The sequence below is a fragment of the Photobacterium damselae genome (assembly GCF_003026815.1).
In the GTDB taxonomy this organism is placed as follows: Bacteria; Pseudomonadota; Gammaproteobacteria; order Enterobacterales; family Vibrionaceae; genus Photobacterium; species Photobacterium damselae.
Genome location: NZ_PYOG01000022.1, coordinates 17,642 through 39,230 on the forward strand (window position 1 = coordinate 17,642; position 21,589 = coordinate 39,230).

Annotated in this window: 30 protein-coding genes; 25 read left to right on the top strand and 5 right to left on the bottom strand. The window is 39.8% G+C overall.

Annotated elements, in window-relative coordinates; genetic code table 11:
* Positions 1-3: 3 nt before the first annotated feature.
* From CTN07_RS16370 to CTN07_RS16480, 23 genes are all read left to right on the top strand, one after another.
* On the top strand, positions 4-339 hold the full coding sequence (locus CTN07_RS16370) for a hypothetical protein (RefSeq protein WP_146154890.1): 336 nt from the start codon (positions 4-6) through the stop codon (positions 337-339).
* The gene (locus CTN07_RS16375) at positions 320-835 is read left to right on the top strand and encodes a hypothetical protein (protein ID WP_005299286.1); all 516 of its coding nucleotides are present in this window, start codon (positions 320-322) and stop codon (positions 833-835) included. The genes CTN07_RS16370 and CTN07_RS16375 overlap by 20 nt, the downstream gene beginning before the upstream one ends.
* Complete coding sequence (locus tag CTN07_RS16380) at positions 801-1,292, top strand: hypothetical protein (protein WP_050787757.1); 492 nt, start codon at positions 801-803, stop codon at positions 1,290-1,292. The genes CTN07_RS16375 and CTN07_RS16380 overlap by 35 nt, the downstream gene beginning before the upstream one ends.
* Positions 1,273-1,857 carry a phage baseplate assembly protein V gene (locus tag CTN07_RS16385; RefSeq protein WP_005299290.1) on the top strand — a complete coding sequence of 195 codons (585 nt, stop codon included), beginning with the start codon at positions 1,273-1,275 and terminating at the stop codon, positions 1,855-1,857. Before CTN07_RS16380 ends, CTN07_RS16385 begins: the two co-directional genes overlap by 20 nt.
* Complete coding sequence (locus CTN07_RS16390) at positions 1,854-2,186, top strand: hypothetical protein (protein WP_036763821.1); 333 nt, start codon at positions 1,854-1,856, stop codon at positions 2,184-2,186. The genes CTN07_RS16385 and CTN07_RS16390 overlap by 4 nt, the downstream gene beginning before the upstream one ends.
* Positions 2,183-3,160, top strand: a complete 978-nt coding sequence (locus tag CTN07_RS16395) for a baseplate J/gp47 family protein (RefSeq protein ID WP_005299293.1) — start codon at positions 2,183-2,185, stop codon at positions 3,158-3,160. Before CTN07_RS16390 ends, CTN07_RS16395 begins: the two co-directional genes overlap by 4 nt.
* Positions 3,144-3,893: a phage tail protein I gene (locus CTN07_RS16400; RefSeq protein WP_005299297.1), complete on the top strand. Its 750-nt coding sequence runs from the start codon at positions 3,144-3,146 to the stop codon at positions 3,891-3,893. Before CTN07_RS16395 ends, CTN07_RS16400 begins: the two co-directional genes overlap by 17 nt.
* A complete protein-coding gene (locus CTN07_RS16405; RefSeq protein WP_036763824.1) occupies positions 3,887-4,408 on the top strand; it encodes a hypothetical protein in 522 nt (173 codons plus the stop codon). The genes CTN07_RS16400 and CTN07_RS16405 overlap by 7 nt, the downstream gene beginning before the upstream one ends.
* A 5-nt stretch (positions 4,409-4,413) precedes the next feature.
* Positions 4,414-4,794: a hypothetical protein gene (locus CTN07_RS16410; RefSeq protein ID WP_146154891.1), complete on the top strand. Its 381-nt coding sequence runs from the start codon at positions 4,414-4,416 to the stop codon at positions 4,792-4,794.
* Positions 4,787-5,089 carry a hypothetical protein gene (locus tag CTN07_RS16415; RefSeq protein ID WP_050787758.1) on the top strand — a complete coding sequence of 101 codons (303 nt, stop codon included), beginning with the start codon at positions 4,787-4,789 and terminating at the stop codon, positions 5,087-5,089. Before CTN07_RS16410 ends, CTN07_RS16415 begins: the two co-directional genes overlap by 8 nt.
* An 8-nt stretch (positions 5,090-5,097) precedes the next feature.
* Complete coding sequence (locus CTN07_RS16420; RefSeq protein ID WP_005299304.1) at positions 5,098-5,751, top strand: hypothetical protein; 654 nt, start codon at positions 5,098-5,100, stop codon at positions 5,749-5,751.
* Between the two features lie 3 nt (positions 5,752-5,754).
* Positions 5,755-6,447: a hypothetical protein gene (locus CTN07_RS16425; protein WP_005299306.1), complete on the top strand. Its 693-nt coding sequence runs from the start codon at positions 5,755-5,757 to the stop codon at positions 6,445-6,447.
* Position 6,448: 1 nt separating this feature from the next.
* A complete protein-coding gene (locus CTN07_RS16430; protein ID WP_036763829.1) occupies positions 6,449-6,673 on the top strand; it encodes a phage tail assembly chaperone in 225 nt (74 codons plus the stop codon).
* A 58-nt stretch (positions 6,674-6,731) separates the two neighbouring features.
* Positions 6,732-6,935, top strand: coding sequence for a hypothetical protein (locus tag CTN07_RS16435; protein ID WP_036763831.1), 204 nt, complete (start codon positions 6,732-6,734; stop codon positions 6,933-6,935).
* The gene (locus tag CTN07_RS16440) at positions 6,932-8,107 is read left to right on the top strand and encodes a phage tail sheath protein (protein ID WP_005299309.1); all 1,176 of its coding nucleotides are present in this window, start codon (positions 6,932-6,934) and stop codon (positions 8,105-8,107) included. The genes CTN07_RS16435 and CTN07_RS16440 overlap by 4 nt, the downstream gene beginning before the upstream one ends.
* Positions 8,100-8,591, top strand: coding sequence for a phage major tail tube protein (locus CTN07_RS16445; protein ID WP_005299311.1), 492 nt, complete (start codon positions 8,100-8,102; stop codon positions 8,589-8,591). The genes CTN07_RS16440 and CTN07_RS16445 overlap by 8 nt, the downstream gene beginning before the upstream one ends.
* Before the next feature lie 67 nt (positions 8,592-8,658).
* On the top strand, positions 8,659-9,228 hold the full coding sequence (locus tag CTN07_RS16450; protein ID WP_005299314.1) for a hypothetical protein: 570 nt from the start codon (positions 8,659-8,661) through the stop codon (positions 9,226-9,228).
* Positions 9,229-9,340: 112 nt separating this feature from the next.
* Positions 9,341-12,250, top strand: coding sequence for a phage tail tape measure protein (locus tag CTN07_RS16455; protein ID WP_005299316.1), 2,910 nt, complete (start codon positions 9,341-9,343; stop codon positions 12,248-12,250).
* Positions 12,251-12,258: 8 nt separating this feature from the next.
* Positions 12,259-12,627: a phage tail protein gene (locus CTN07_RS16460; RefSeq protein WP_036763834.1), complete on the top strand. Its 369-nt coding sequence runs from the start codon at positions 12,259-12,261 to the stop codon at positions 12,625-12,627.
* On the top strand, positions 12,624-12,827 hold the full coding sequence (locus tag CTN07_RS16465) for a tail protein X (protein ID WP_036763837.1): 204 nt from the start codon (positions 12,624-12,626) through the stop codon (positions 12,825-12,827). Before CTN07_RS16460 ends, CTN07_RS16465 begins: the two co-directional genes overlap by 4 nt.
* 2 nt (positions 12,828-12,829) lie before the next feature.
* On the top strand, positions 12,830-13,804 hold the full coding sequence (locus tag CTN07_RS16470) for a hypothetical protein (RefSeq protein ID WP_005299319.1): 975 nt from the start codon (positions 12,830-12,832) through the stop codon (positions 13,802-13,804).
* The gene (locus CTN07_RS16475; protein WP_005299322.1) at positions 13,804-15,078 is read left to right on the top strand and encodes a tyrosine-type recombinase/integrase; all 1,275 of its coding nucleotides are present in this window, start codon (positions 13,804-13,806) and stop codon (positions 15,076-15,078) included. Before CTN07_RS16470 ends, CTN07_RS16475 begins: the two co-directional genes overlap by 1 nt.
* A gap of 73 nt (positions 15,079-15,151) precedes the next feature.
* On the top strand, positions 15,152-15,439 hold the full coding sequence (locus CTN07_RS16480; RefSeq protein WP_036763840.1) for a helix-turn-helix domain-containing protein: 288 nt from the start codon (positions 15,152-15,154) through the stop codon (positions 15,437-15,439).
* A gap of 164 nt (positions 15,440-15,603) precedes the next feature.
* Here the strand turns inward: CTN07_RS16480 and CTN07_RS16485 are convergent, their stop codons facing one another.
* Genes CTN07_RS16485 through CTN07_RS16495 form a run of 3 tightly spaced genes read right to left on the bottom strand, consistent with a single transcriptional unit; the run spans position 15,604 to position 16,632 of the window.
* The gene (locus CTN07_RS16485) at positions 15,604-15,810 is read right to left on the bottom strand and encodes a hypothetical protein (protein WP_005299326.1); all 207 of its coding nucleotides are present in this window, start codon (positions 15,808-15,810) and stop codon (positions 15,604-15,606) included.
* Position 15,811: 1 nt separating this feature from the next.
* On the bottom strand, positions 15,812-16,207 hold the full coding sequence (locus tag CTN07_RS16490; protein WP_036763842.1) for a hypothetical protein: 396 nt from the start codon (positions 16,205-16,207) through the stop codon (positions 15,812-15,814).
* Positions 16,208-16,236: 29 nt separating this feature from the next.
* The gene (locus CTN07_RS16495; protein WP_036763843.1) at positions 16,237-16,632 is read right to left on the bottom strand and encodes a helix-turn-helix domain-containing protein; all 396 of its coding nucleotides are present in this window, start codon (positions 16,630-16,632) and stop codon (positions 16,237-16,239) included.
* Between the two features lie 458 nt (positions 16,633-17,090).
* On the opposite strand from CTN07_RS16495, the gene CTN07_RS22830 reads away from it, so the two are divergent.
* A complete protein-coding gene (locus CTN07_RS22830; RefSeq protein WP_170107345.1) occupies positions 17,091-18,287 on the top strand; it encodes a hypothetical protein in 1,197 nt (398 codons plus the stop codon).
* A gap of 1,018 nt (positions 18,288-19,305) precedes the next feature.
* A complete protein-coding gene (locus CTN07_RS16510) occupies positions 19,306-19,791 on the top strand; it encodes a hypothetical protein (RefSeq protein ID WP_036763845.1) in 486 nt (161 codons plus the stop codon).
* Positions 19,792-20,025: 234 nt separating this feature from the next.
* Here CTN07_RS16510 and CTN07_RS16515 read toward each other — a convergent pair whose 3' ends face one another.
* Together CTN07_RS16515 and CTN07_RS16520 are read right to left on the bottom strand one after the other, a co-directional pair.
* The gene (locus CTN07_RS16515) at positions 20,026-20,871 is read right to left on the bottom strand and encodes a DUF3037 domain-containing protein (RefSeq protein ID WP_005299335.1); all 846 of its coding nucleotides are present in this window, start codon (positions 20,869-20,871) and stop codon (positions 20,026-20,028) included.
* Positions 20,868-21,584, bottom strand: a complete 717-nt coding sequence (locus CTN07_RS16520; protein ID WP_036763846.1) for a HipA family kinase — start codon at positions 21,582-21,584, stop codon at positions 20,868-20,870. Before CTN07_RS16520 ends, CTN07_RS16515 begins: the two co-directional genes overlap by 4 nt.
* Between the last annotated feature and the right edge of the window lie 5 nt (positions 21,585-21,589).

Below are 21,589 nucleotides of genomic sequence, written 5' to 3' on the forward strand. Positions count from 1 at the left end.
TCAATGATGAAAACCTCTTTTGATGATGCAAAAGCGTTGATTGAGCTATCGATTCAACGTTGTTTTGGGCGTGATTTAGTTGTTATGACATCTGATGGCCAGCCAAAAGCTATTCGTGGCTACATTAAGACGCAATCGGTTGATGGTCATCAGGTAAAACGACTGTTGACCGTTAGCTGTTTACCAACGTTATCAACCATCATGCTAGAGGGAAAACGCTATAGCTTATCGTTGTCCTCTCCGGAGCAGGGCAAAGGACAACGAGATAGCCAAATTCAAAATGTGTATATCCTCAATCTCACCCAAGCAGGGATTAAGCATGACTTCTCTGAATTCTAATATGGTGCTAGATACCCGTTTTCTTGAACGATTAAGTCATTTACCAGATGAATTATCGAAAGCAGCTAAACGATCGTTAGTTAAAACTAATCAATGGTTACGGGCAGTATCGATGGCCGACTTAGGTTATGAGTTAACTATTGATAGTAAGGCAATGGCCACACGTTTTCGGGTTTACAAAAGTGGGGCAACATCAAAGCTGTGGGTTGGTGTTAGAAAAATTGGTGTTCATCGATTAGGTTCACCTGTTCAAACAGACTCTGGGGTAAAAGTGGCGGGACACTTCTTTCCTCATGCTTTTATCGCTCCGATGGACAGTGATAAGTTGTTAGTGTTTCGACGTCAGAATAAGGCTCGCAAATCCATTCAAATGGTCACTTTAGATATTTCACAAGAATCTGAAGAAATCATAGATTCATACCTTCCTGATTTGAACCGAAAATTTGAGGAGTTCTTTCATCGTGAATTCAACTACATTCTTTCGGGCTCCAAGTGAGTGGGTTTTAATGGTGCTTAAGCGGTTAGAGCTGCAATTAGGCATTGGCGAAATTGAAACGGCGTATCAACGCGAATCTCTTGAAATTACTGCACCAACCATTCGTTATCAATGCGGTGAATGTCAGTCGGTTAACCACACAAGCAATGATGGCCGTAAGATTCACGATATTGAGTTGCGCTTTCTTATTGAGGTCCCAACCATTCAGGCTAATTTCGATATGGTAGCGTTGGATTTATCCTGCCGTGTAGAACGGGAGCTATTCAGCCAGTTCTTTGATAGTGCCCATAACTTAGAAGAAAACCGTTTGATATCAAATTTGCCTCGTCGATTTAACCCTGAGACAGGCGTGTTTTTGCGTGTAGTCACCATTAAACAGCAAATCTACATGGGGCCATTGGAGGATCATTGGCATGAAATTATAGGAACACAAGATTATGCTGCGACAGCTCGTTGAACGGATACGTTCGTTAGAAAAAGAGATGGTGGCTTTACGAGAAGAAACGGAAGAGAACCGCCGCTCTTCTTGCAACATTATTCGGCTCGGCATTGTTGATAGTGCTTCAGAAAAAACGGTGGATGTGGTCAGTGGTGATAATAAGGCTACACGTATTCCATTTTTTGTTCATTGCGCAGGTCGAGTGACGCACTACCGCCGACCCAGTGCCGGAGAACAATGCATTCTGATTAACCTTGGTAGTGGCGATAATCTTAATAACTCGGTCGCTCTAATGGGGTTACCTTCGACACAATACCCATGTCCTACCACAGAAGAGAACCAAGTGATGACTGATTATGGTAACGGTATGACTGAGCTCTATGATCTTGATAAGGGTAGTTTAAAGGTTGCCTATCCCGGTGGTGTACTGCTTAAAGCCGATATTGTGCAAGAGGGTAATTTGAGCGTGTCGGGCGAGGTTTCTGATGGGGTTCGCAGTATGAGAGATGACCGTGAAATCTATAACAGCCACGTTCATCCTCATGGAGAGCCTAATACGGGAAATACGGAACAGAAACAATGATTGCTATCGATCCAAGAACAGGTAAAACCGTTACAGGAATTCAAGCGCTAAATTGTCGTTTTGAACGGGCATTAACCACACAAATCACGGCAAGAGTGAAACGTCGTCAGATGGGAAATCGGGCCATTAATCGACTGGGTAAAATGCAAAATCCAACTGAAGCGATGATCATTCAGAATTTATCGTTAGAAGCGTTAGCTAACCCCGCTAATGGGTTACTGAAATTTAAAGCTAAACAGTGTCTAGCCACACCTTATGGCACTGGATTTTTAGTATCGGTAAAAGGGCGTTGGCAAGGTAAAGATATTGAATTGAAGGTGGGGTTATGAGTTTACCTAAAGCCTTTGTGGTTCCTGAATTTGAGTCGTTACTCAATGAATACATCCAATTTGCAGTGAGCTATTGCGCTAAAGGTGATGCTGATAAGGCTAAAGTGCTTAATGAGGCCATGACCAATGATTCTGAATTGTTGGCTCAGATGGTACAGGCGTTCATCATTAAACGAATTGCTGAAATTCGAGAGCAGAATCATCAATCTCTGCAGATGTTTCGTAAGTTTGTAACTGAATCGGATATGGTGGATTTACTAGCCTTACAATACGGCCTTAAAAGGCAGGTATTAGAGGCGGGAAATGATTTGGTATTTCCACCTAAACCACCTGTTATGGAATCTGACCAAAGCCTATTGCAACGTTTTGATTTAGCCCCTTATCAGTTCCACACCACAGGCACTCGAATGGGGTATAAGTTTCACGCTTTAACACTAGATGAAAGGCCGTTGATAAAAATTGAGTCAGAAGATAACGCGGTGGTGATGCGCTATGAGTTTCAAGATTTAACTCGGCCTATGCCTGTTAAAGATGCTATGCCTCAGATGTTAGAGCCCAATAGCGGCAAAGTGTGTGTGGCCGTGCTAAGCCGTGAAAATCCTCGGGGTATAGCAGATGAAGCGTTGTTAACTCGGGTTCGCCATTATCTGCAACGGGATGATATTGGCCAAGAGTCGGATGAAATCACAACCAAAAGTGCCATTGCCAAAGACTACCGAATTGAGGTGACAGTCTATACCGGCTCCGATCCTGGATCTCATGTTGAGCAGTCAAAAGCTGAACAAGTAGCGTGGGATTTGGCACATAAACGGCATCAATTAAAAGGCATTATTGATAGAGAAGAGGTGGCTCATATCTTTTATCAATTAGGTGCCAAACGAGCAAAAGTACATGAACCGGCTCAAGATATCATTTGTCAGTGGGATGAAGCACCTTACTGTACGGAGGTGATTATCCATGTCCGAGGAGATTGACCATTTTATCTCCGTACAGCCGGAAAACAGAACGTTAATTGAAGAGTCTTTGGAATACGCTTGGCATCAAGTAATTGCCAAACAAAAAGATCCATTCCCTGAACTTAAACAACCTCTTTTAACCCCCAATGATTTTGTTTCTCTATTAGCTGGTGAGCGCGGTGTTACAGACTGGCGGCCAGAAGATACGATAGAGCAACAACGGAAAACTGCCGATAAAGCATTTGAAATACATCGAAAAGCCGGGACCCGACATGGTCTCGCTGTGGCAATGGATGCACTTGATTGTGATATTGAAGTAACGCCTTGGTATCAGATGAGATCTCCGCCCGGGCCTTATCATTTGGAGATTGTGGCGTGGAAGCGAAACAGCCCAGTTGATAAGAAAACAACCGAACGAATGTTGCAACGAGTTGAGAATACTAAATCAGAGCGAGACAGTGTGGATCTGATTTTCGCCTTTGGTTTAGATTCCGGCTTTTCGGTGTCGGGAGTGCAAGAGAGAGCGATTATGGAAACAGACAGCTCGGTAACGGGTTTGATGCCGACTTCTCCTGTTTGTGCTCTGGACACTCAAGTGGCAGGGGCGGTGGAGCATGTCATCGAGAACGAGATGTCAGTCTGTGGAGTATTGCCCAATGATGCGCTTTGCCAAGGGGGCATTTATTTTGGAGGTGGTACGAAAATGCTGATGTGTACCGATATAACGTTAGGAGCTATGAAAACATGTTAGGCGTTGTTCAGTTTACTAAAGCGGGCTTAGCTGAGCTCATTAGTGCGAATAATCAAGGACTCAAAGGTGCACTAAAATGGATAGCTGCTGGTGATCGAAGTTATCAACCAAGTCCAGACCAAAAATCACTATACAGCGAACGGCAACGAGAGCTGATTAGTGATTGGGAAGAGATTGGCCCAACACAATTACGAATGGGAGCCGCTTTTAAGGGCAATTTGGAATATGAAGTACGAGAGGTGGGATTCTTTTTAGAGTCAGGCACCTTATTAGCCGTTTATTCTCGACCTAATCAGCTGTTGACCTATAAATCGGCAAGTGCCAGCTGGATACAGAAGTTTACGCTTGATGTTTCTCCTTTACCGACAGACAGCATCACCTTTATTGAAGGCAATAACGACTTAAATTTATTGCTCGGTGAGGAGTTGGCAACCATGGCCACTGCTCAAATAGGCAATATGGCGCGTCATTTAGAATTGCTGTTTCGGTTTAATGAGTTAGAAAAACGGAGTTAGCGTTTATGGCATGCACAATGGATGGACCTCCACTGCTTAAGATAGTAGCAGGTACTACATTTGGGTTTGATCTTCATTGGACGACCGGAGATGAAGATAATCCTTATGTAAAGTTGTCGGGATGTACAGCAGTGTTTGTTATTCGCTCAATAGCTGGAGATGTCTTGGTTCGTGGTACGACAGAATCTGGCCATATATCCATTATTGAATGTGAGCAGCAAAGCGATAAGTTAGATATTCAAATCACTCATGATCAGACTCAAGGGCAACAACCTCAAGCTTGGGAAAACGCCAATTATGAAGTTCGGGTAACATTTCCAAGTGGTGATCCCTACAGTATTTTGCGAGGACCTGCCTTATTGATTAAGGGGGCGGTGGATGATTAGTTCAGGGGCTCGTGTTTTAGTTTCACTTAAAACCGACCGAATTATTACGGTTCGATTGCCTCAAACGACCGCCATTATTCATGAGCAAGTAAAGCCCAATATTGAAGTGGTCACCATTGGTCAACAAGGGCCAGTGGGAACAGTGAGTGAGTCGGTATTAGCTGCCGCCGCTCAAGCTAAAGCCATATCAGAGAAGGCATTAAAACAGACTCAAATTACGTCGGGCCTACTTGATGAGGTGATCATGAATATGACGAACGGTTTTAACTTTCATGCTGGTGTCATATCAACCTAGGAGGACATGTGTTAGGGAATAAAATCGACCAAATGATTGCAGCCCTAAATAATGTCATGGGTGTCATTAATGGTAAATTGCGGTTAAAGGCCGATAAATCTGAAGTTTATCTGCGTAATTATCTTGATGATCCTTTGTCGACTTTAGGGGCGAACGCATCTACGGCCAATAAGCTTAAAGTTGCTCGAACCATTACCTTAGGACGAGATGCTGCAGGCTCAGTTTCGTTTGATGGCTCAGGTAATGTCACCTTACAAGTGACTATCCCTGCTTTAGATGATAAGGCCGATAAAGTTGAGACATTAACACCGGCACAAATTGATGCGCGTATCCACCAGCTAATTGGTGTCGCGCCTGATGTGCTCGATACATTCGAAGAGCTGGCCAAAGCGTTAGGTAATGATCCTAACTTTGCTGCCACAATGAGTGCAGAGCTGGCTAAGAAAGCCAATGCCAGCGAGGTTTATACCATTACAGCTGCAGATGCTCAGTTCTTAACAAAACGGGGAAAAGCAGCCGATGCCACTTTATTTGGTGGAAACGCGCCCGATCATTACGCCACATCAGGGCAAATCTCAACATTAGAGCAAGAAATTGCAGATGGTTTTACACGACTTGCGGCTTCTTTTAATGATGCCGCTAACACTATTAATGGAAATTAATTTATGGGTTTAGAACAACAAATTAGTTCTTTGGTGCAAGCATCAGAGAATCTAACTGGCGCAGTTAATAATAAGATTGGGGAGATTGATAAGGAAGTTGTAGCGGCAAAAACTAAATTTGAACAATTTTTGGGTGATGCTGATAATCGTTTTATGACTCGTGTTGGAATATACGTTCATGTTTCTGGTGATGATGATAAATTCTATCCTGTTTATATCCCAGCTTCTCATCCTGGTGTGACTGATTTACAAATAAATCGCTCTGTACATTTTGATCGAGAATGGGCGGGCGGTTTATCAGCTAAATTCATTTTACAAAATAGTGGATGGGGAGGATATCCTGATATTTTTGTATTAGATGCATTGGGACACGTCAATCATCCGACAAAAACGCCAATAGCGGTTAAAACGGATGGTTTTATTGCTGATTATTTAAATGGTGGCGGTTTTGTTGCTGGCGCTATTTTCTGGCTGCGCGGTAATCATAAATATTTAATCTCATCGAGTTTAAGAGCATTTACAGGTGTTATTACTCATGAGGAATTAGTAACAACTAATATTTTTGAACATGGAAATATTAGAATATTTAAATCAGGTTTTCATGTTACAGCATCAAGTGCAACAGTTGCATGCGAGGTGAAAACTGCGCGTAATCAAACAAAAATACCAACATTAAGTTATATAAGAGGAGTGTAAAATGACGGTTTATCAAACAGAGGAAATGATAGTTCAATCTAAATGGGGGGATGTTCGTTATGCTCGTGCCATTTTATTAAAACAAGCTGATGAAATGGTTAATATAGCAAATGATAAAGGTGAGGATAGCGCATTGTTTCGTCAATATCGTCAGTCACTACGCGACATCCCCCAAACTTACGACAATCCCGATGATATCATCTGGCCAGCGAAGCCAACGTTATAACAACCGCTCTTAGTTAGCGGTTTTTTTGTATCTAAAATCTGAATCATAAAGGAACAACATGGCAATCTTGAATAAAACAGGGCTGCAAGATCATCCGATCTTGCAGCCCTTTCGTTTAAATGGCCGTTGGTATTTACCAGAAGAGAAAACCATCGCCTTACATCCATCCCAAACAGCCTTCCTTTTAATGAATGGCAAGATTGGTGAAGCGATTAATTTACCTAAATCACAACCTAAAGAGACAAAAGGACAGGCGGTATGAGTTCACTAACTCCTATTCAAGATTTCGAACTAAATGGTGTTGAAGTTCATACTATTGAGCCTCAACCAAGTATGGGCCCGTTGGCTCAACAGGTTGTACATCTTGTTGGTACGGCTCCAGATAAGCGCGGTACCGTTGCTTATCATGAACCTACTCGATTATGGAATTACAGTGACGCCATGATGGCGTTAGATTCAACAGGTAATCGTCAAGGAACATTACCTCATGTGGTGCGTTACTTACTGGAATATGTGAAATGTATCTTATATGTCACCGTGGTTCCTGTAGGTGACAATAGTGCAGCTACAGAGGCGAATGTGATTGGTGGTGTAGATTCTTCTACAGGCGCAATTCGTGGCCTTGAAACCATTAAAGCGTGTCCAGAAACCCCAACAGTGATTGCCGCTCCCGGTTTCCACTCGAAAGCGGTAGGTCAAGCGCTGGCTTTAATTGGTCGTGATGTACGCTGCCGTCCAGTACTTGATGGACCTAATAGCAATGATATGGCAGCCGCTGAATTTGCTTCAGGTTTTGGTGCTGAAGGTACAGGTGAAGATAAGTTGTGCATTATTGACCCTTGGTTTATGAAAACCTATGACGGAGCACAAGTCTTAATGCCCGCATCTATTGCATTGGTTGCGGCAATGGCTTCAGTTGCGGGTTGGGAAAGCCCACAAAATCGAGCTGTTCTCTGTGATGAAACTGCGCGTAATGTCTCTTATAAGATCAACGATAAAACGACGCAGGCCAACTTCTTAAATAAGCATGGGGTGACTACGATCGCTCATACTCGAATGGGGGGCTATTCCATCATTGGTAATCGTACCAATACAGGTCGATTTATTTCTCATGTTGGTCTTGAAGATCTAATGGCTCGTAAGTTGGAAGAAACAAGCCAACCATTATTGGGTAAGCAATTGACAGAAGACTTCATGCAGCAAGTTGTGGATCGTTTAACCAATTGGGGACAGGATTTAGTCGCACAAAAAGTCATTCCGGTCTTTAAAGCATTTTTACATCCAAGTAAGAATAATTTGGAAAATTACACGGCGGGACGTTGGTTCCTCTGTGTGAACTATGGTCGTTACTCACCCAATGAGCACATGATTTATGAAATGAGTGTTGATAATGGTTTGATTGCTGCTTGGTTAGAGGAAGTATTAAATGGCTGATCGTATTCGTATGCGTATTACGGCACAGGTTGAATCTGTGCCATTGATGAATGAAATTGTTGATTTTACTCCACCAGAAGTGAAATCCAAGCTGGCCAATAATGAAGGGGCATTTGTTGCTTCAGAAGACACGGTGGGTTTAGAAAAGCTCAATTGGACACTTAAGGTGAAAGGAGAGCACGGTGTTTTATCTCGCTCCCTTGGTCAATACACCATGGGTAATGCTCAAATTAATGTCGTAGAAAAGGGTAAAAGTACTGATGGTATTCCTTATGTTGAGAGCTATTCCATGTATGGCCCTATTACTGGTATCAAAAAAGAGGCTGTCAAAATGGGGGAAAAGCCAACTATTACTATTGAAGGTACTTGTAAAGCCTATACACAACACGATACCGGAATTTTAGTACATGATATTAATGTTAATACAGGCAAAACAGTAATTGGTGGCGTTGATCTTATGGCTTTAGCAGGCATTGGTCTTTAGGTTCTTATCGTTATCTTGATAACTATATAACAGCGTCTTCGGGCGCTTTTTTTATTGGAAAAAACACATGGAAAAAAGCTCTGTTTTACCATTCTTTCATCGCAGTGGTGATCATAAGTTAAACATTAAGACCATTTCTTTGGGGGACTTTCGCAAGCTGCCTTATGTTATGAAGGATGAATTATCATCACCAGAACAATTTAAGCAGTTTAAGGCCATGATTTTGGCATGTACTGATTTAACTGAACTTGAGTTTGAAGAGTTATCTGCCCCCGATTTTACACAGCTTCACCAAGATATTCGTGCTTTTATCCTAACGCCATCAGATGAGCTAAACGATCAGCCCTTGACTGGAACTCAATTTGAATTTGATCTTCTATTTCCATTTAAAAATGAGCTAAATGAAGATATTGGTCACATTAAGTTCAAAGTACCGAAAGTAAAACACTCAGAAGCTCTGGCTAATATTGATGATCATTACGAACGTGAAGAGTTTATGTTTCGTGTGGTGTGTGACTTAGAAAAGCAAGATATGGATATGATGGCCATTAATGATTATTTGGCTATTAAACCTCAGGTCGGCGCTTTTTTTCAACTTGCGGGGGATTACTTTCGCCCCAAGACGTCGAAGCTTTAATTGATCTTATTCCTATGCATCGTAATACCACTGAAAGTGAATTGAGAGAGTGGTCTCAAGATCAGGCATTACGACGCTATGAACTGATTTTATCTAAGCTCGGGGTTAAACGATGAGTGAAAAAATTAGTTTTGTCTTAGATGCTACCGTTAACGGGCTTCAAGATATTGTCTCTACAACTTCAGCAACCGAGCGATTAACTCAAGCGCTAGAAAGTCAACGTGGAGAGGTTAAATCACTAAATAGCCAGCTTCGTAATATTAAGGGATTTGAATCTGCAGAGCTTAAGGCTGAAAAGCTAGCCGCTCAGTTAGTTGAAACCAAGAAGACCATGAGCCGGTTGGATGATGAGATCATTCAGAGTAAGAAGAGTACAACCCAATTAAGGGGAGAATACAGCCTTACTCAAAATGAAATTCGTGGTTTAAATGCTCAAATAGCCACAGCCTCTGATGAGAGATTAGTATCATTAAAGAATCAGTTGAAAGCTACTGAGCTTCGACTTGAATCGTTAAATGTCGATATTCATCAGAGTAAAGCTCATACTAATTCGCTTTCTGTCGCTTATAAACGGGCAAGTGGCAAGGTTGAAACGTTAACGGGTCGGCAGGTTAAACAGAGTGCGACATTAAATAAGTTAAAGCAATCACTGCATAATGCCGGGATCAGCACAGACCATTTAGGAGAAGAGCAGCGACGATTAAAACTCCAAACCGATAAAGCTACTGCATCTCTTGAAAAGCAGAATGCACATTTAAAAGAGATGCAATCGATTCAAGGTCGCATCGATAGTCGAAAGGCAAAGTTAGGCGAACTGGGTAGCCAAGCTACGGGACTGGCCGCTGCTGCAGCACCGATAGCGGGATCAATTTGGACGGCAGTTAAGAATGAAAGCTCTTTTGCGGATGTGAAGAAAGTCGTTGATATGAACGATGAGCAGGCTAAAGAGTTACAGTCTTGGGCGTTAAAAACCTCAACCACCACACCAATGAGTGCAAATGATGTCAATACGATGTTAGCTGCAGGTGGACAAAGTGGTATTGCTGATATCAATGAGCTAAAAGAGTTTGTTTTAGATTCCTCTAAAATGGGCGTTGCTTTTGATATGGAAGCGGGTCAAGCCGGAGAAACTCTGTCTGTTTTCAAAGCGGCCTTAGGAATTGATCAGAAAGGGGCAATGAATGTTGCTGGCCTTGCTAACTATTTATCAAATAACTCTAACGCTAAAGCTAAAGACATCGCAGGTGTGATGGCGCGTGAAGGGGCTTCAGCTAAGACTGGTGGCTTTAGTATCAATGAATCGACAGCGTTATCGGCCTCTTTATTGTCTCTGGGTATGGGAGAAGAACGAGCGGCAACCGCGTTAAAGAATATTTCTGGTCGTTTAACATTGGGCGATGCTTCAAGCGGTAACCAGAAAAAAGCTATGGCAGCTATTGGTTTAGATGCCAGTGATATTGCGGCAAATATGCAAAAGGACGCTTCTGGAACATTAATTCATGTACTTGAAGCATTAAACCAAGCCCCAGAAGAAGATAAAAGTGCTTTATTGAGTCAAATTTTTGGGGAAGAAGCCAAAGGTGCTGTTGCTTCGCTCTCTGGTAATATGGAGAACTTCAGCAAATTACTCAAACTTTCCAAAGAAAACTCCTCAGTTCATCTCAATTCACTCGATAAAGAATACCATTCTCGTATTAGTACCACTGAAAGTGGGATTGATATGTTCGTTAATAAGCTAAATCGTTTAAGTGTGGTCTTTGGTACTGCGCTGCTGCCGGCATTAAATTGGGTATTAGAGCCATTAGGGAAAGGTGTTGATTTACTGGCTGATTTTGCCCAAGAAAATGAGGGTGTAACACAAGCTGTAGGTCTTGGTGTTGCCGCTTTTATTGGCTTAAAAGGTGCGTTGTTAGCAGGTAAGGCGCTGTCCCTTGTGTTTGGTAATTCGATGGATAAAACCCGATTATTTACTAAAGGGTTAAATCGAGAAACTCAAGATGGTGGCCGAATTGCTGCTTTAGCCGCTAGACGTTGGCGCAGTTTAAATGAAGCTGTCGCAGCAAGTCGAGGGCCTACATCCTCAGGCGGAGGTCTTGGGCAAGAAAGTCGAAGAAGAACTAAGCGCTCTCGAATAAGACGCTCTTCAAGGAAGCGGGGGCTTGGTCGTGTCATTGATACAGTGGCCAACAGTCGTATTGCTCAAAATCTCAGTTCTGGTGTTCAATCTTTATTGGGATCAGGAAAAAATCCCATTCAAGCTATGGTTGCTCCATTACCCGCAGCTGTCCCAATGGTTAGAAGTTCATCCTCTGGGCTGGGTAATATCGTTAACGGCGTGACTGAAAGTCGTATTGGTAAAGGAGTAAGTGCAGGTTCTAAATCGTTACTTGGCCATGTTCGTCATAATCCAATGGGTTCTTTGTTAGCAGTGGCAGGCTCTGGATTGGCATTAGATCCGATGGCCGATATGGCATCCGATGTGATTGGTATTGGTACGGATATTGCCGAAAAGGCAGGTAAAACTGGGCTTACTAAAGTATTAAAACCTCTTGGTATGGCCATGAGTGCTACTTCTGTGATTGATGGTGTTGCCCATGGTGATATGGAAAAAGCTGGTGGTGCATTAGGGGATCTTGGGGGCTCTATGGGAGGTGGCGCTCTTGGCGCGACTATTGGCACCATGATTTTTCCGGGGGTGGGTACAGCTATTGGTGGGTTACTCGGTTCCATTGCTGGTGGGATGGGAGGTGAAATGCTCGGAAGCTGGTTTGGTCGTAAATTAGATTCACCAGAAGAAACGGCTAAAAAAGTAGAAGCTGTTCAGTCTCAAGAAGCCTCAGCAAAGCAAAGTCCTCCCGTGACGTATTCACCTAGCTTTCAAATTCATGCCGCCCCTGGGCAAGATCCTAAAGTGATAGCGCAGGAAGTATCAAAACAAATTAATCATCAATTAGCTGCTCTTATGGGAGAGAACACCGTTTCTACTCAGTTTAGTTATGCTGCTATTGATAGGGATAGTTAGAGGTAAACATGCATCATCTTGTTATTGGTGAGTTTGTGTTTTCTGTTGGAGGTAAAACGCCAATCACTAAATTTGAACGAACATCCCCGGGAGCTTTTGCTGAAGTTGGACTTATCTATGATGCTCGCTCTGAAAATGTGGGTCGACCATTAGAAACTATTGATATTTCAGCAAAATGGCTCCAGTTTGGAGCTCATTTAGCGGTGGAACAATTACGTACTCTAATCGAGACACCGCAACAAGTCAGTGATGGTCAGGGAATGAATTTAGGGAAATGGACGATTGGCCAACTAAAAGAGGGGAAATCATCGCTTATCCATAATGGTAAAGCCATGGTGACAGACATTACATTACAGTTGAAGGAATACAGAGAATGAAAGTGATGGCCAAAGCGGGAACGTTAATCACAGATCTTCTTTTTCAGTATCTTGGCCAAGATAACGACCAAATAGAACATGCTTTCTATCGATTAAATCCTCACGTTCGGCGTGAGGTTTTTCTTATTGATACTGAAGTTATTTTACCTGATGTTGAGTTAACGCCTAAAACTCAGCATGTCACAAAGTCTTGGGATTAATTATGTTTCATTTAATTGGTAAAAATGCAGAGCTCATATTAGAGCGTTTAAAGTCGTGGCGGCTTAATGATGGTAATGGTACCGAAGGGGATAATGTGACCTTGGTGATCAGCTCCGATGATATTGACGGTATTCCCCCTAAAGGGGAGCGCTATTCGGTTCGCTTGGGTCATGTTGTTCGAGATGAGTTTCAGATCTCTAAACGCTCAGTTAATCTCTCTCCCAGAGAAATTACCTTAGTTTTGACTGTTGCTCCATTTTCAATAATGGATGAGAGCGGATATCGAGAGCGTAAATCCTCAAGTTGGGATAGAACAACCTTAGGGCAGGTTGTGTTTGATTGTGTTACTCCTCATGGGTTTGATGTTTTTGTGCATCCGAGATTACAAAAAATTGAAATCGAGCATTTGGATCGTAGTGATGAAAGTACGCCTGCTTTTATGAATCGATTGGCTAAATCTTATGATGCTGTGGCAAAACCTGTCGAAGGTAAGTTTATTTTTGTCCCTATTGGCGAACAACGAAGCGCATCAGGTAAGGATATTGAATCAGTTACGCTGTCACTTCCTGCAATTAATCATTCAGGTAATTCTGATTTTATCAATGTATCGGCTGAACTTGATGGCCGACAAGAATTTAGTGGTGTTAGAGCCTTTTATGGTTCCACTGATACGGGGAAACGCTTAGAAGTAAGAGTTGGGTCAAAACCATTTAAAACTCTTGGTAAGGATAAGAATTCCAAACAAGAAGCGGAACAAGCTTGTGCGGCTGAACTTAGAAAAATGCAGCGCCAAGGCCGAAAGATTTCTATTGAAGCGCCGCCGGTTCCAACAGCATTTGCAGAAGGGATCATCGTGTTAGACGATTCTTTTCCCCGAGCATTCAAAGGTCGGTGCTCTATCGATCAAGTTTCTTTTTCTGGTCAAGGGTTACAAATCAGTCGTATGAACATTCAAGCAACATTAATGGGTGAGTAATGCTCTCAAGTCGAACTAAAATCCGCATTAATCAACAAGCTTTTTTCTCTTCTACACTTCCCGTTAAAATTTCAGATGCCCAAATTAAACGCCATATTGATGATCTTCGTGTTCGTCAATTAAAAGATATCCGATGCCCGTTGTATTTAAGATTTAATCAAAATAGAACGGGGGGAACATGGTGGTTTTATCGATATGAGAAGGGAAAACAATATAGCCATCGATTAGGGGCTTATCCTGCTATCCAAGCAAAAGATATTATGGATGTAGTAAGCGCAGCCTCCGTTAAGGTTGCAAAAGAGGAAATCATCGAATGCCATCGTTTTGAAACTGTTGATCAATTAGTCGCTTGGCATGTTGAAAGGCAAAGAACGTTAAATCAGTCAAGCAAAGCACGATTGGTGAATCTCAAAAGTATGGCAGAAACTCATGTTATGAGTATTTTTCATGGGGTAGGTGTGACAGATTTGACTCACCAAGAACTTGATAGATTAATGATCCAACCTATGTTTTCAGAAGGATACTCTGTCAGTTATGTGAGAGCGAATTTCTTTTTACTTAAAACGGCTTATTCAACGGCCAAACGATTAAAACACATATCAATTAACCCTCTTGCTGATATTCAATTTAAGCATTTCTTCCCGGAAACATTCTCTATTACTGAAGCCCAAATAAAAGGATGCCGACTCAGCACCGAGCAGTTGGTACGTTGTTTACCACTTATAGCCCAAGCTTTACCACCTAAACGGCTACTATTGACCATGATGCTGGCTCATGGTTCTCGAATAGGTGAAACCCGCAAGGCTCGTTGGAAGAATATTAATTTATCAGAACGGTCGTGGTTTATTCCTAAAGAAGACAGTAAAAATGGGGTTGCAATGGTATACCCATTAACCACTGACATGGTGGAGTTATTACGTTCATACCAAGTGTGGCAACATCATCTAGGCTATAAAGGTGATCTTCTCTTTCCTCTATCTAGATGGAGCAAGCATCCTATTCATAGTAGTAAAGCAAGTGAATGGGTTAGGGAAATATCTGACCGACAATGGAGTGCTCATGATTTAAGAAAGAGGGCTCGTTCTATATGGGCCGAATTGGGGATTGATTACATCATTGGTGAGTCATTGCTAAACCATTCCCGAGATAAATTGGATCAAGCCTATATTCATACTCATATGGAGTTACAGAAGAAAGAAGCCCTCGAAACGTACCAAAATTGGCTAAAAAATTGTTGGTGCGCCTGTCTATCACCTGTCTCGATTCAAAATTAAAACACGGTTTAAGCCTTATCCTGACTGGCTTGAAGCCACATTTCATTATAAACCTTAGCGGATGATAATAAGAATGCAGATCTGTACGAAAAACGAACAAATCAACACTAATTTGATGGAAGCGGCACGAGCTGCTCCTCATCAAGTTGGCCTAATAAAATTGAGTAAAACCCAGTTGAAAGTTCTGCAGTCAATAAATCCTGGGGAAGAGGTAACCTCTGAGCAGATAGCCGAGCGTTGTGGATTGTCGAGTTCGTGGGCCAGTACTTTGTTGAAGACCGTTTGGGAAAGAGGGTATTTAGTGAGAGGTAGTTATGTGCGAATGAATGGTGGACTTGAGTTTGGTTATTCGTCAGTGTGAGTTTGAATAAAAGTTAATGTATTGGCTTAAAGGTAATACTACTAAATCAATATATCAGCAGAACCTTGAAATATATTTGTATGACTAGATGTTAATGAATTGTAGACTTCTATATAAAAACCGACAGAATAATGTCGGTTTTATATTATAGAAGAAAATTGCCATTACAGTTCATTTTTTGCTTTATCGATATTTCTTTTATTGCTGTTGTACTGTGCCATTGTTGCGCCATTACCTTTTTTTAGTTCAGAACCAGCAACTTTCGCAAATGATTTATTTGTATCTTCAGCACCATCAAGGTAGTTTTTTATTGCCTCTTTCATTCCTTGTTCAATGAAATTAGTAGCTTTTGGTTGCGTGTTATTTGACATTTTATTCACCTTTAGATGTTGTTAAAACTATTTCGACTAGATCGATAGCCTTTAATAGTTTACTTGTATTTAACGAAATTAGCTTCCAACCTGATTCTAAAATTTCGTTTTTAGAAATTGAGCAAGAAAAGATTAATTTGTCTTGTTCAAGAATAATAGTGCGACTTTTTTGAAAATCCTGAAAGTCTTTGTGTTGAACTCTTATTTTCTTGATACCGCGAGCTCTAAGTTGTTTTTTAGCCTCTGAAAATAATGAATTAATTTCTTTGCTAGATCTTGTATCTCCAAAGAGCTTTTGTTTCATTTCGGCAAAAGTTTGTTCAACGTCGCCAATATGTTCAAGTGAATTTGATGCTTTATTCTTCCTAAATAAAGAAAGTTCAACAACGTTGTCCATAAGGGCGCTCCTGAAGTAGTTAAGTTAAGTTAAGTTAAGTTAAGTTTGGATGCATTTATTACTTTAAAAAATGACTCAATATCTTCACTACTAATTACCAAGTCACTCGTAGTTAAGATTTTTGCAATAGCTTGATTGGAAATACCTATATGATGTAACTCATATAGTTTTTCTACACAATAAGTATTATTCACAGGTTGACTCATATTGTTTTTTAGCCGCTGTGAAATAGCTGAAGGACTAATGCCTAGTGAGTTCGCTATACGCTTTTGCGACACACCAGATTCATATAAAGCTAATATGAGTTGTCCTTTGCTATCCTTATCTAACATCTGGTAGCGTTCTGAAATATCAGTTGATTCTTTATGATTATCAGTTACTGATTTAACAGCAGATGCAATCAAAGGTGCTCCTAACCACCACATAAAATACCTATTCAAACTCGTTTTTTTTATTCTATGTTGTTAAGTTAAGTTAAGTCAAGTTAAGTTTACTTAAGTTTTTTTGGTGGGGTTTTTGTTTAGTCAATTAATGTTAATAATTATTGTGGCGGTTTTTTTGTCCCTCGAGACTTTGTGGTTAATCTTTGCTCAAATGTTTATGCTCAAGGGTTAGGTCGGAGAAGGGGATTTTTATAATTGAACCTATATTGTAGGTTCTTCTGAGTGTTAATAAAACTCAAACGAGGGTCACTCTCGGGAAATAAAAATTTTTCAGCCATCTTAGCCGCCACCACCGAGGTTGGTGATATATACCATTTCTGGTGGTAAAGGGCTGAGCGTGATGCGTAACGTTTAATTCATTGTTTTTTTTATCCTAAACTTGAAATTATCACATACAACCTCCATGTATATGTATATTTAAACATATAAAGAGTTTAGAGATGGATAGAGCTTATAACGAGACAACGGATACTATTGAATACGCAGCTAAAATAAATGAAAAAGAAGAATCGTTGCGAAAGAAACATTTGGAAAAAGCAAATTATAAGTGTCCTAATTTTTTATGTCGATATGACGCAACACCATGTGCTTTTGGTGATGAATATATACAGCCTGCTCATTTTCGATATCTAAATGGACATGTTACTAATTGTACATTTGATAAAGCATCAGGAGTATTTATTGAAGAAAAAGATAAGAATGGTAATTATAGTTATAGGCAATCATATATTACAGAATTGATTGAGCCTAAGCCAAATCAAAATAAATCCAGCTCAAATAATACTATCTTAAAGGATAGTATGGAGAGAAGTAGTTCTTCAGCTAATAGAAAAAATGTAAAAAATGGAACTTCAAAAAGAAAGGTTCAAGTATCCAGCTATTTATCAGCTCCTACAAATTTCTATTTGCAAGATCCAATTAATAATGCATCCTTAAAATTTACTGTCTTAAAAAGAATGGGGACTTACCGATCACAATATCAAAAAATATCAAATTCTTTTACTAAGTACAAAAATAATTATATTTTCTATTCCCCTATATATTCTTATAATGAAATTAAGCTGAATGAAAATGAAATTATTGTAACACTTTTGCCTAAAGATTCTTTGACTAATAAACGATACGAATTACATTTATTATGTCAAGAATGGCCTGAGCAACATAAAAAAGCTGTATACGATGAGTTAAAAAGGGCATTGAAGACTAGTAAAGATAATTATAAGAACAATAGTTCTGAGTGCGTTAATTTATTTTTTTTAGGAAAGCAAGACAAATTAAATAGCAACATATTTCTCTGTGAATACGCGGAGTTTCTGTATGTGTATGCAGGGAGTAAATTTAACTTGTCTTACAATAAGTTTGGTACGTATGATTTTTTGGAAAAGAAGGTTGACAACAAGGATAAAAAAATATGTATTGAACAGCCACAGCCACAGCCACAGCCACAGCCACAGCCACAGCCACAGCCACAGCCACAGCCACAGCCACAGCCACAGCCACAGCCACAGCCACAGCCACAGTTTCAAAATAAAAAAGTTACAAAAAAGAATGATGAGAGGGATAAAATAGTCAGAGTTGGCAATCGAGGGTTAAAGGAAAAGATAAAAAGTTATTTTAATAAATTATTTAGGATGTAAGTTGTTAAAGTCTAACTCAGACTAGTTTCTGAGTTAGATTTTATATTATTGGGTTAGATGAGTCTTAATTCCAAGCGTGACAATTGTGCATAAGACTTTGATTTGTAGTAAATGGAGGGGTATCTGTAGTATAAAATTGTTATTTTTCATATCTAAATCATTCAGTTGTGACGAAGTAGGTCAACATTATTCACAATAATTGTGGAATTTATAAAACTAAGATAATCAAGTGCTCTCAACGAAGGTGACATGTCAGTAAGTAACTAGCCCAAATAAATATAATTGGAGTGATTTTTAATTATTGCTAATACTTCGATTTCATGCAGAGTGCTCTGATTCAATCAGCTAACGTCGATTTAGGCTATGCTAATTTAATGGAATTAATAACGAACTTTGTCCTTGAAGTGTCCTAAGTAACAAAAGAAGTCGTTTAACTATGTAATATCAAATAGTTACAAGATACGTATTAGAGTCAATCCAGTATAAGCTTGGTTCGTTAGTTTTTTTCATATTTTTCCCAAAAGCCGTTGGCTCAATATCAAGTTACCGCAATCACTGACAAGTAGCATAACAACTTAATATTTTATTAAAGCAGTACGTTATAAGGCTAAGTATCCCGTAACTGACCTAACAGAGGCAAGTTTTTAGCGAAAATAAAGCCGGTGATTTCGTTATAAACCTTAGCGGATGATAATTGATGGAAGCGCGGTACGATTCGCTCCTTATCAATTTGGCCTAATAAATTTGAGTAAAACCCAGCTGAAAGTTCTGCGGTCAATAAATCCTGGGGAATAAGTAACTTCTGAGCAGATAGCCGAGCGTTGTAACTTGTCGAGTTCGTGGGCTAGTACTTTGTTGAAGACAGTTTGGGAGAAGGGGGATTTAGTAAGAGACGTTGTGGTAAGAAAATGTGGAGGAATGGTGTTCACTTATCATTTTTTCGATACGTGATATGTTGAATATGTTCTTTGTTAACCATAATATAAAAATTAAATATTATATTAGCAATGGATTAATGATGCGCTCAGACGTAATAAAATTCACTTTAGATGCTGTTAATGATATCGGTATTAATTCTGATTGGAGTACTAGTGACTGGACCAGAAAAATAAAAAATGATTTATGCCGATTAGGTAAAGAGCAAGGATTTTGGGTTTATGCATCTTCTTGTGATGAGTCTCATGAGGGGGAGTGGCTTTATGATATTACATGGCTAAATTATGATGGTGAATACATTAAAAATGTTGAGTTAGTTGTTGAGTCTGAGTGGGATATTAATGGATTGAACTCTGATTTTCAAAAATTATTAATTGCTAGATCTCCTATGAAGTTATTTATCTTTCAACAGGCCAATGAAGTGGCGGCAGATAGAATGATAGCTAACTTTATGGGCCAAATTGAGATTTTTAATGCTAATAATCAATATGTTAGTGGTGATAAATACATTTTTTCATGCTGGTTATGGACTGATCATAGGTTCTATCATAAAGAGATATCTTTATAACTTAGGGTCTTCTGGGCGCTCAGAAACTTCAAACGAGTCACGCCCTCGGGGAATAAAAATTTTCGGCTTTCTTAGCTACACCACCGAGGCTGGTGATTTAGACTATTTTCGGTGGTGAAGGGCAGAGCGTGATGCGTAACGTTATAAAAAAGAGAAAATGCATCCAAATAAAAAGGGATTCAAATTACGACTCGTACGTATTTTAAATCCCTCTGTAGTAATATAAAATTTGCTTTAATTTACTAATTGAAAATTAGCTGCATTTTCTGAGTTAAAACGAGCAAATCTTTCAATGCTATTAATGTCTTTTATATCGTAGACTTTTACGCCTAACGTATTCATCTCTTCAGTCAAAGAACCAAATGCTGCATCCAAGTTCTTATTTTTAAAATCTGGACGCTCAACTGCAAAAAGAAAATTATTAGCATCAATCGTATCAGAGTTTAAGAGGTGCTTAACCCTTGATATCCAAAACTCTCCATGGTCAATTAATTTGAGAGGTGTTTCTTGGAAGAAACTGAGTGGTTTGATAGCTTTTGTCTCTATATTATCCGTTGCAACTAGCGGCAACTCAAATGCCATATAATCAGTGCTCAGTTTACTCTTAGTGAACTTATACTTACTTACTTGATCTAGCTGTTTCTTCAAGCTTTTTACTAGAAGTATTTCACGATGTTCTTTAGTATTAAAGCTTCGCCCTACATATTGCTGGAAAAGTGTTTCTAATACGATTGTAAGTGAGTCAGTAGTAAGTAATGCTGCTGTTTCACTATAGGTTAGAAAACCTTCTTTGGGTCTTGTAACTTCATCCATAAAGCTAGCCAAGGCTTTACCTGTCATTCCTTGTGTAAACTCTTGGATTCTTTGAAGCTCAACGTTAAACATCTTGATTGCATTAGCATATAACTGGCCATCAAGATCATCAAAAAACTGAGATACCCGTCCAAATCGCGTATTGGCTAGCTTAAACTGTACTTCACCCGTTTGTGGGGCATGTATGACGATACCAACATTGGCAAACTCTTGAGTTTCGCTGAATGGCATAAAACGGATCACTGAATAACGTACTAGTTTTTTCATTTTATACCCTCCCAAAACTCAGGTAATCTAAAGCGTGATAGTGTAGTTCTAATTTCTTTTAGGATACTATCATCTCCACAATTATCTAGCCATTCTTCTGGAACAGATTCTAGTATAGAGTCTAGCTCTTTCATTGCATCTTCAAGACGACTTTCATAATATTCTTTATCAAATAAATCCTTTTGTTCAGTAAACCAAGCAGTTGAGGCTACATGAATCCGTTTTAAGGACTCAAAAATTTGGTCATGTTCTCTGTCAAATGCTAGATTATGATCAAGAACAACAAATGAACATAAATCAGAACAGATAAATAAGTTAGGGTTCCCACCATACTCTGTTAGATTCCGATCACCGTTTTTAATCCAATAATCAAATAAAAAGAGTAGTTTTAGTTGCTCAGTATCAAGTTTAGAAATTAGGTGGAATGGCACATCTTGGATATTCTCTTCATATTTGGAAGCAAACCAATCACCTTCTGTCAGTTCATAAGTTCCAAACTCAATTAGTGACTCGTCAACATAGGCAATTTCAAAATCAGGAATTGGAATACCTAGTGCTTTGCCTAATTGACCACATACCCATTCATTAATTAAGCCTCGATACGTAGTATTTGGACCTTTAACAATATATTGGTTTCCATTATCGCCAACACAGAGGTATGGGCCAGTCTGACCTTGTTTCATCTTTCTAATGATTCTTTCGATGTAAACCATATCGC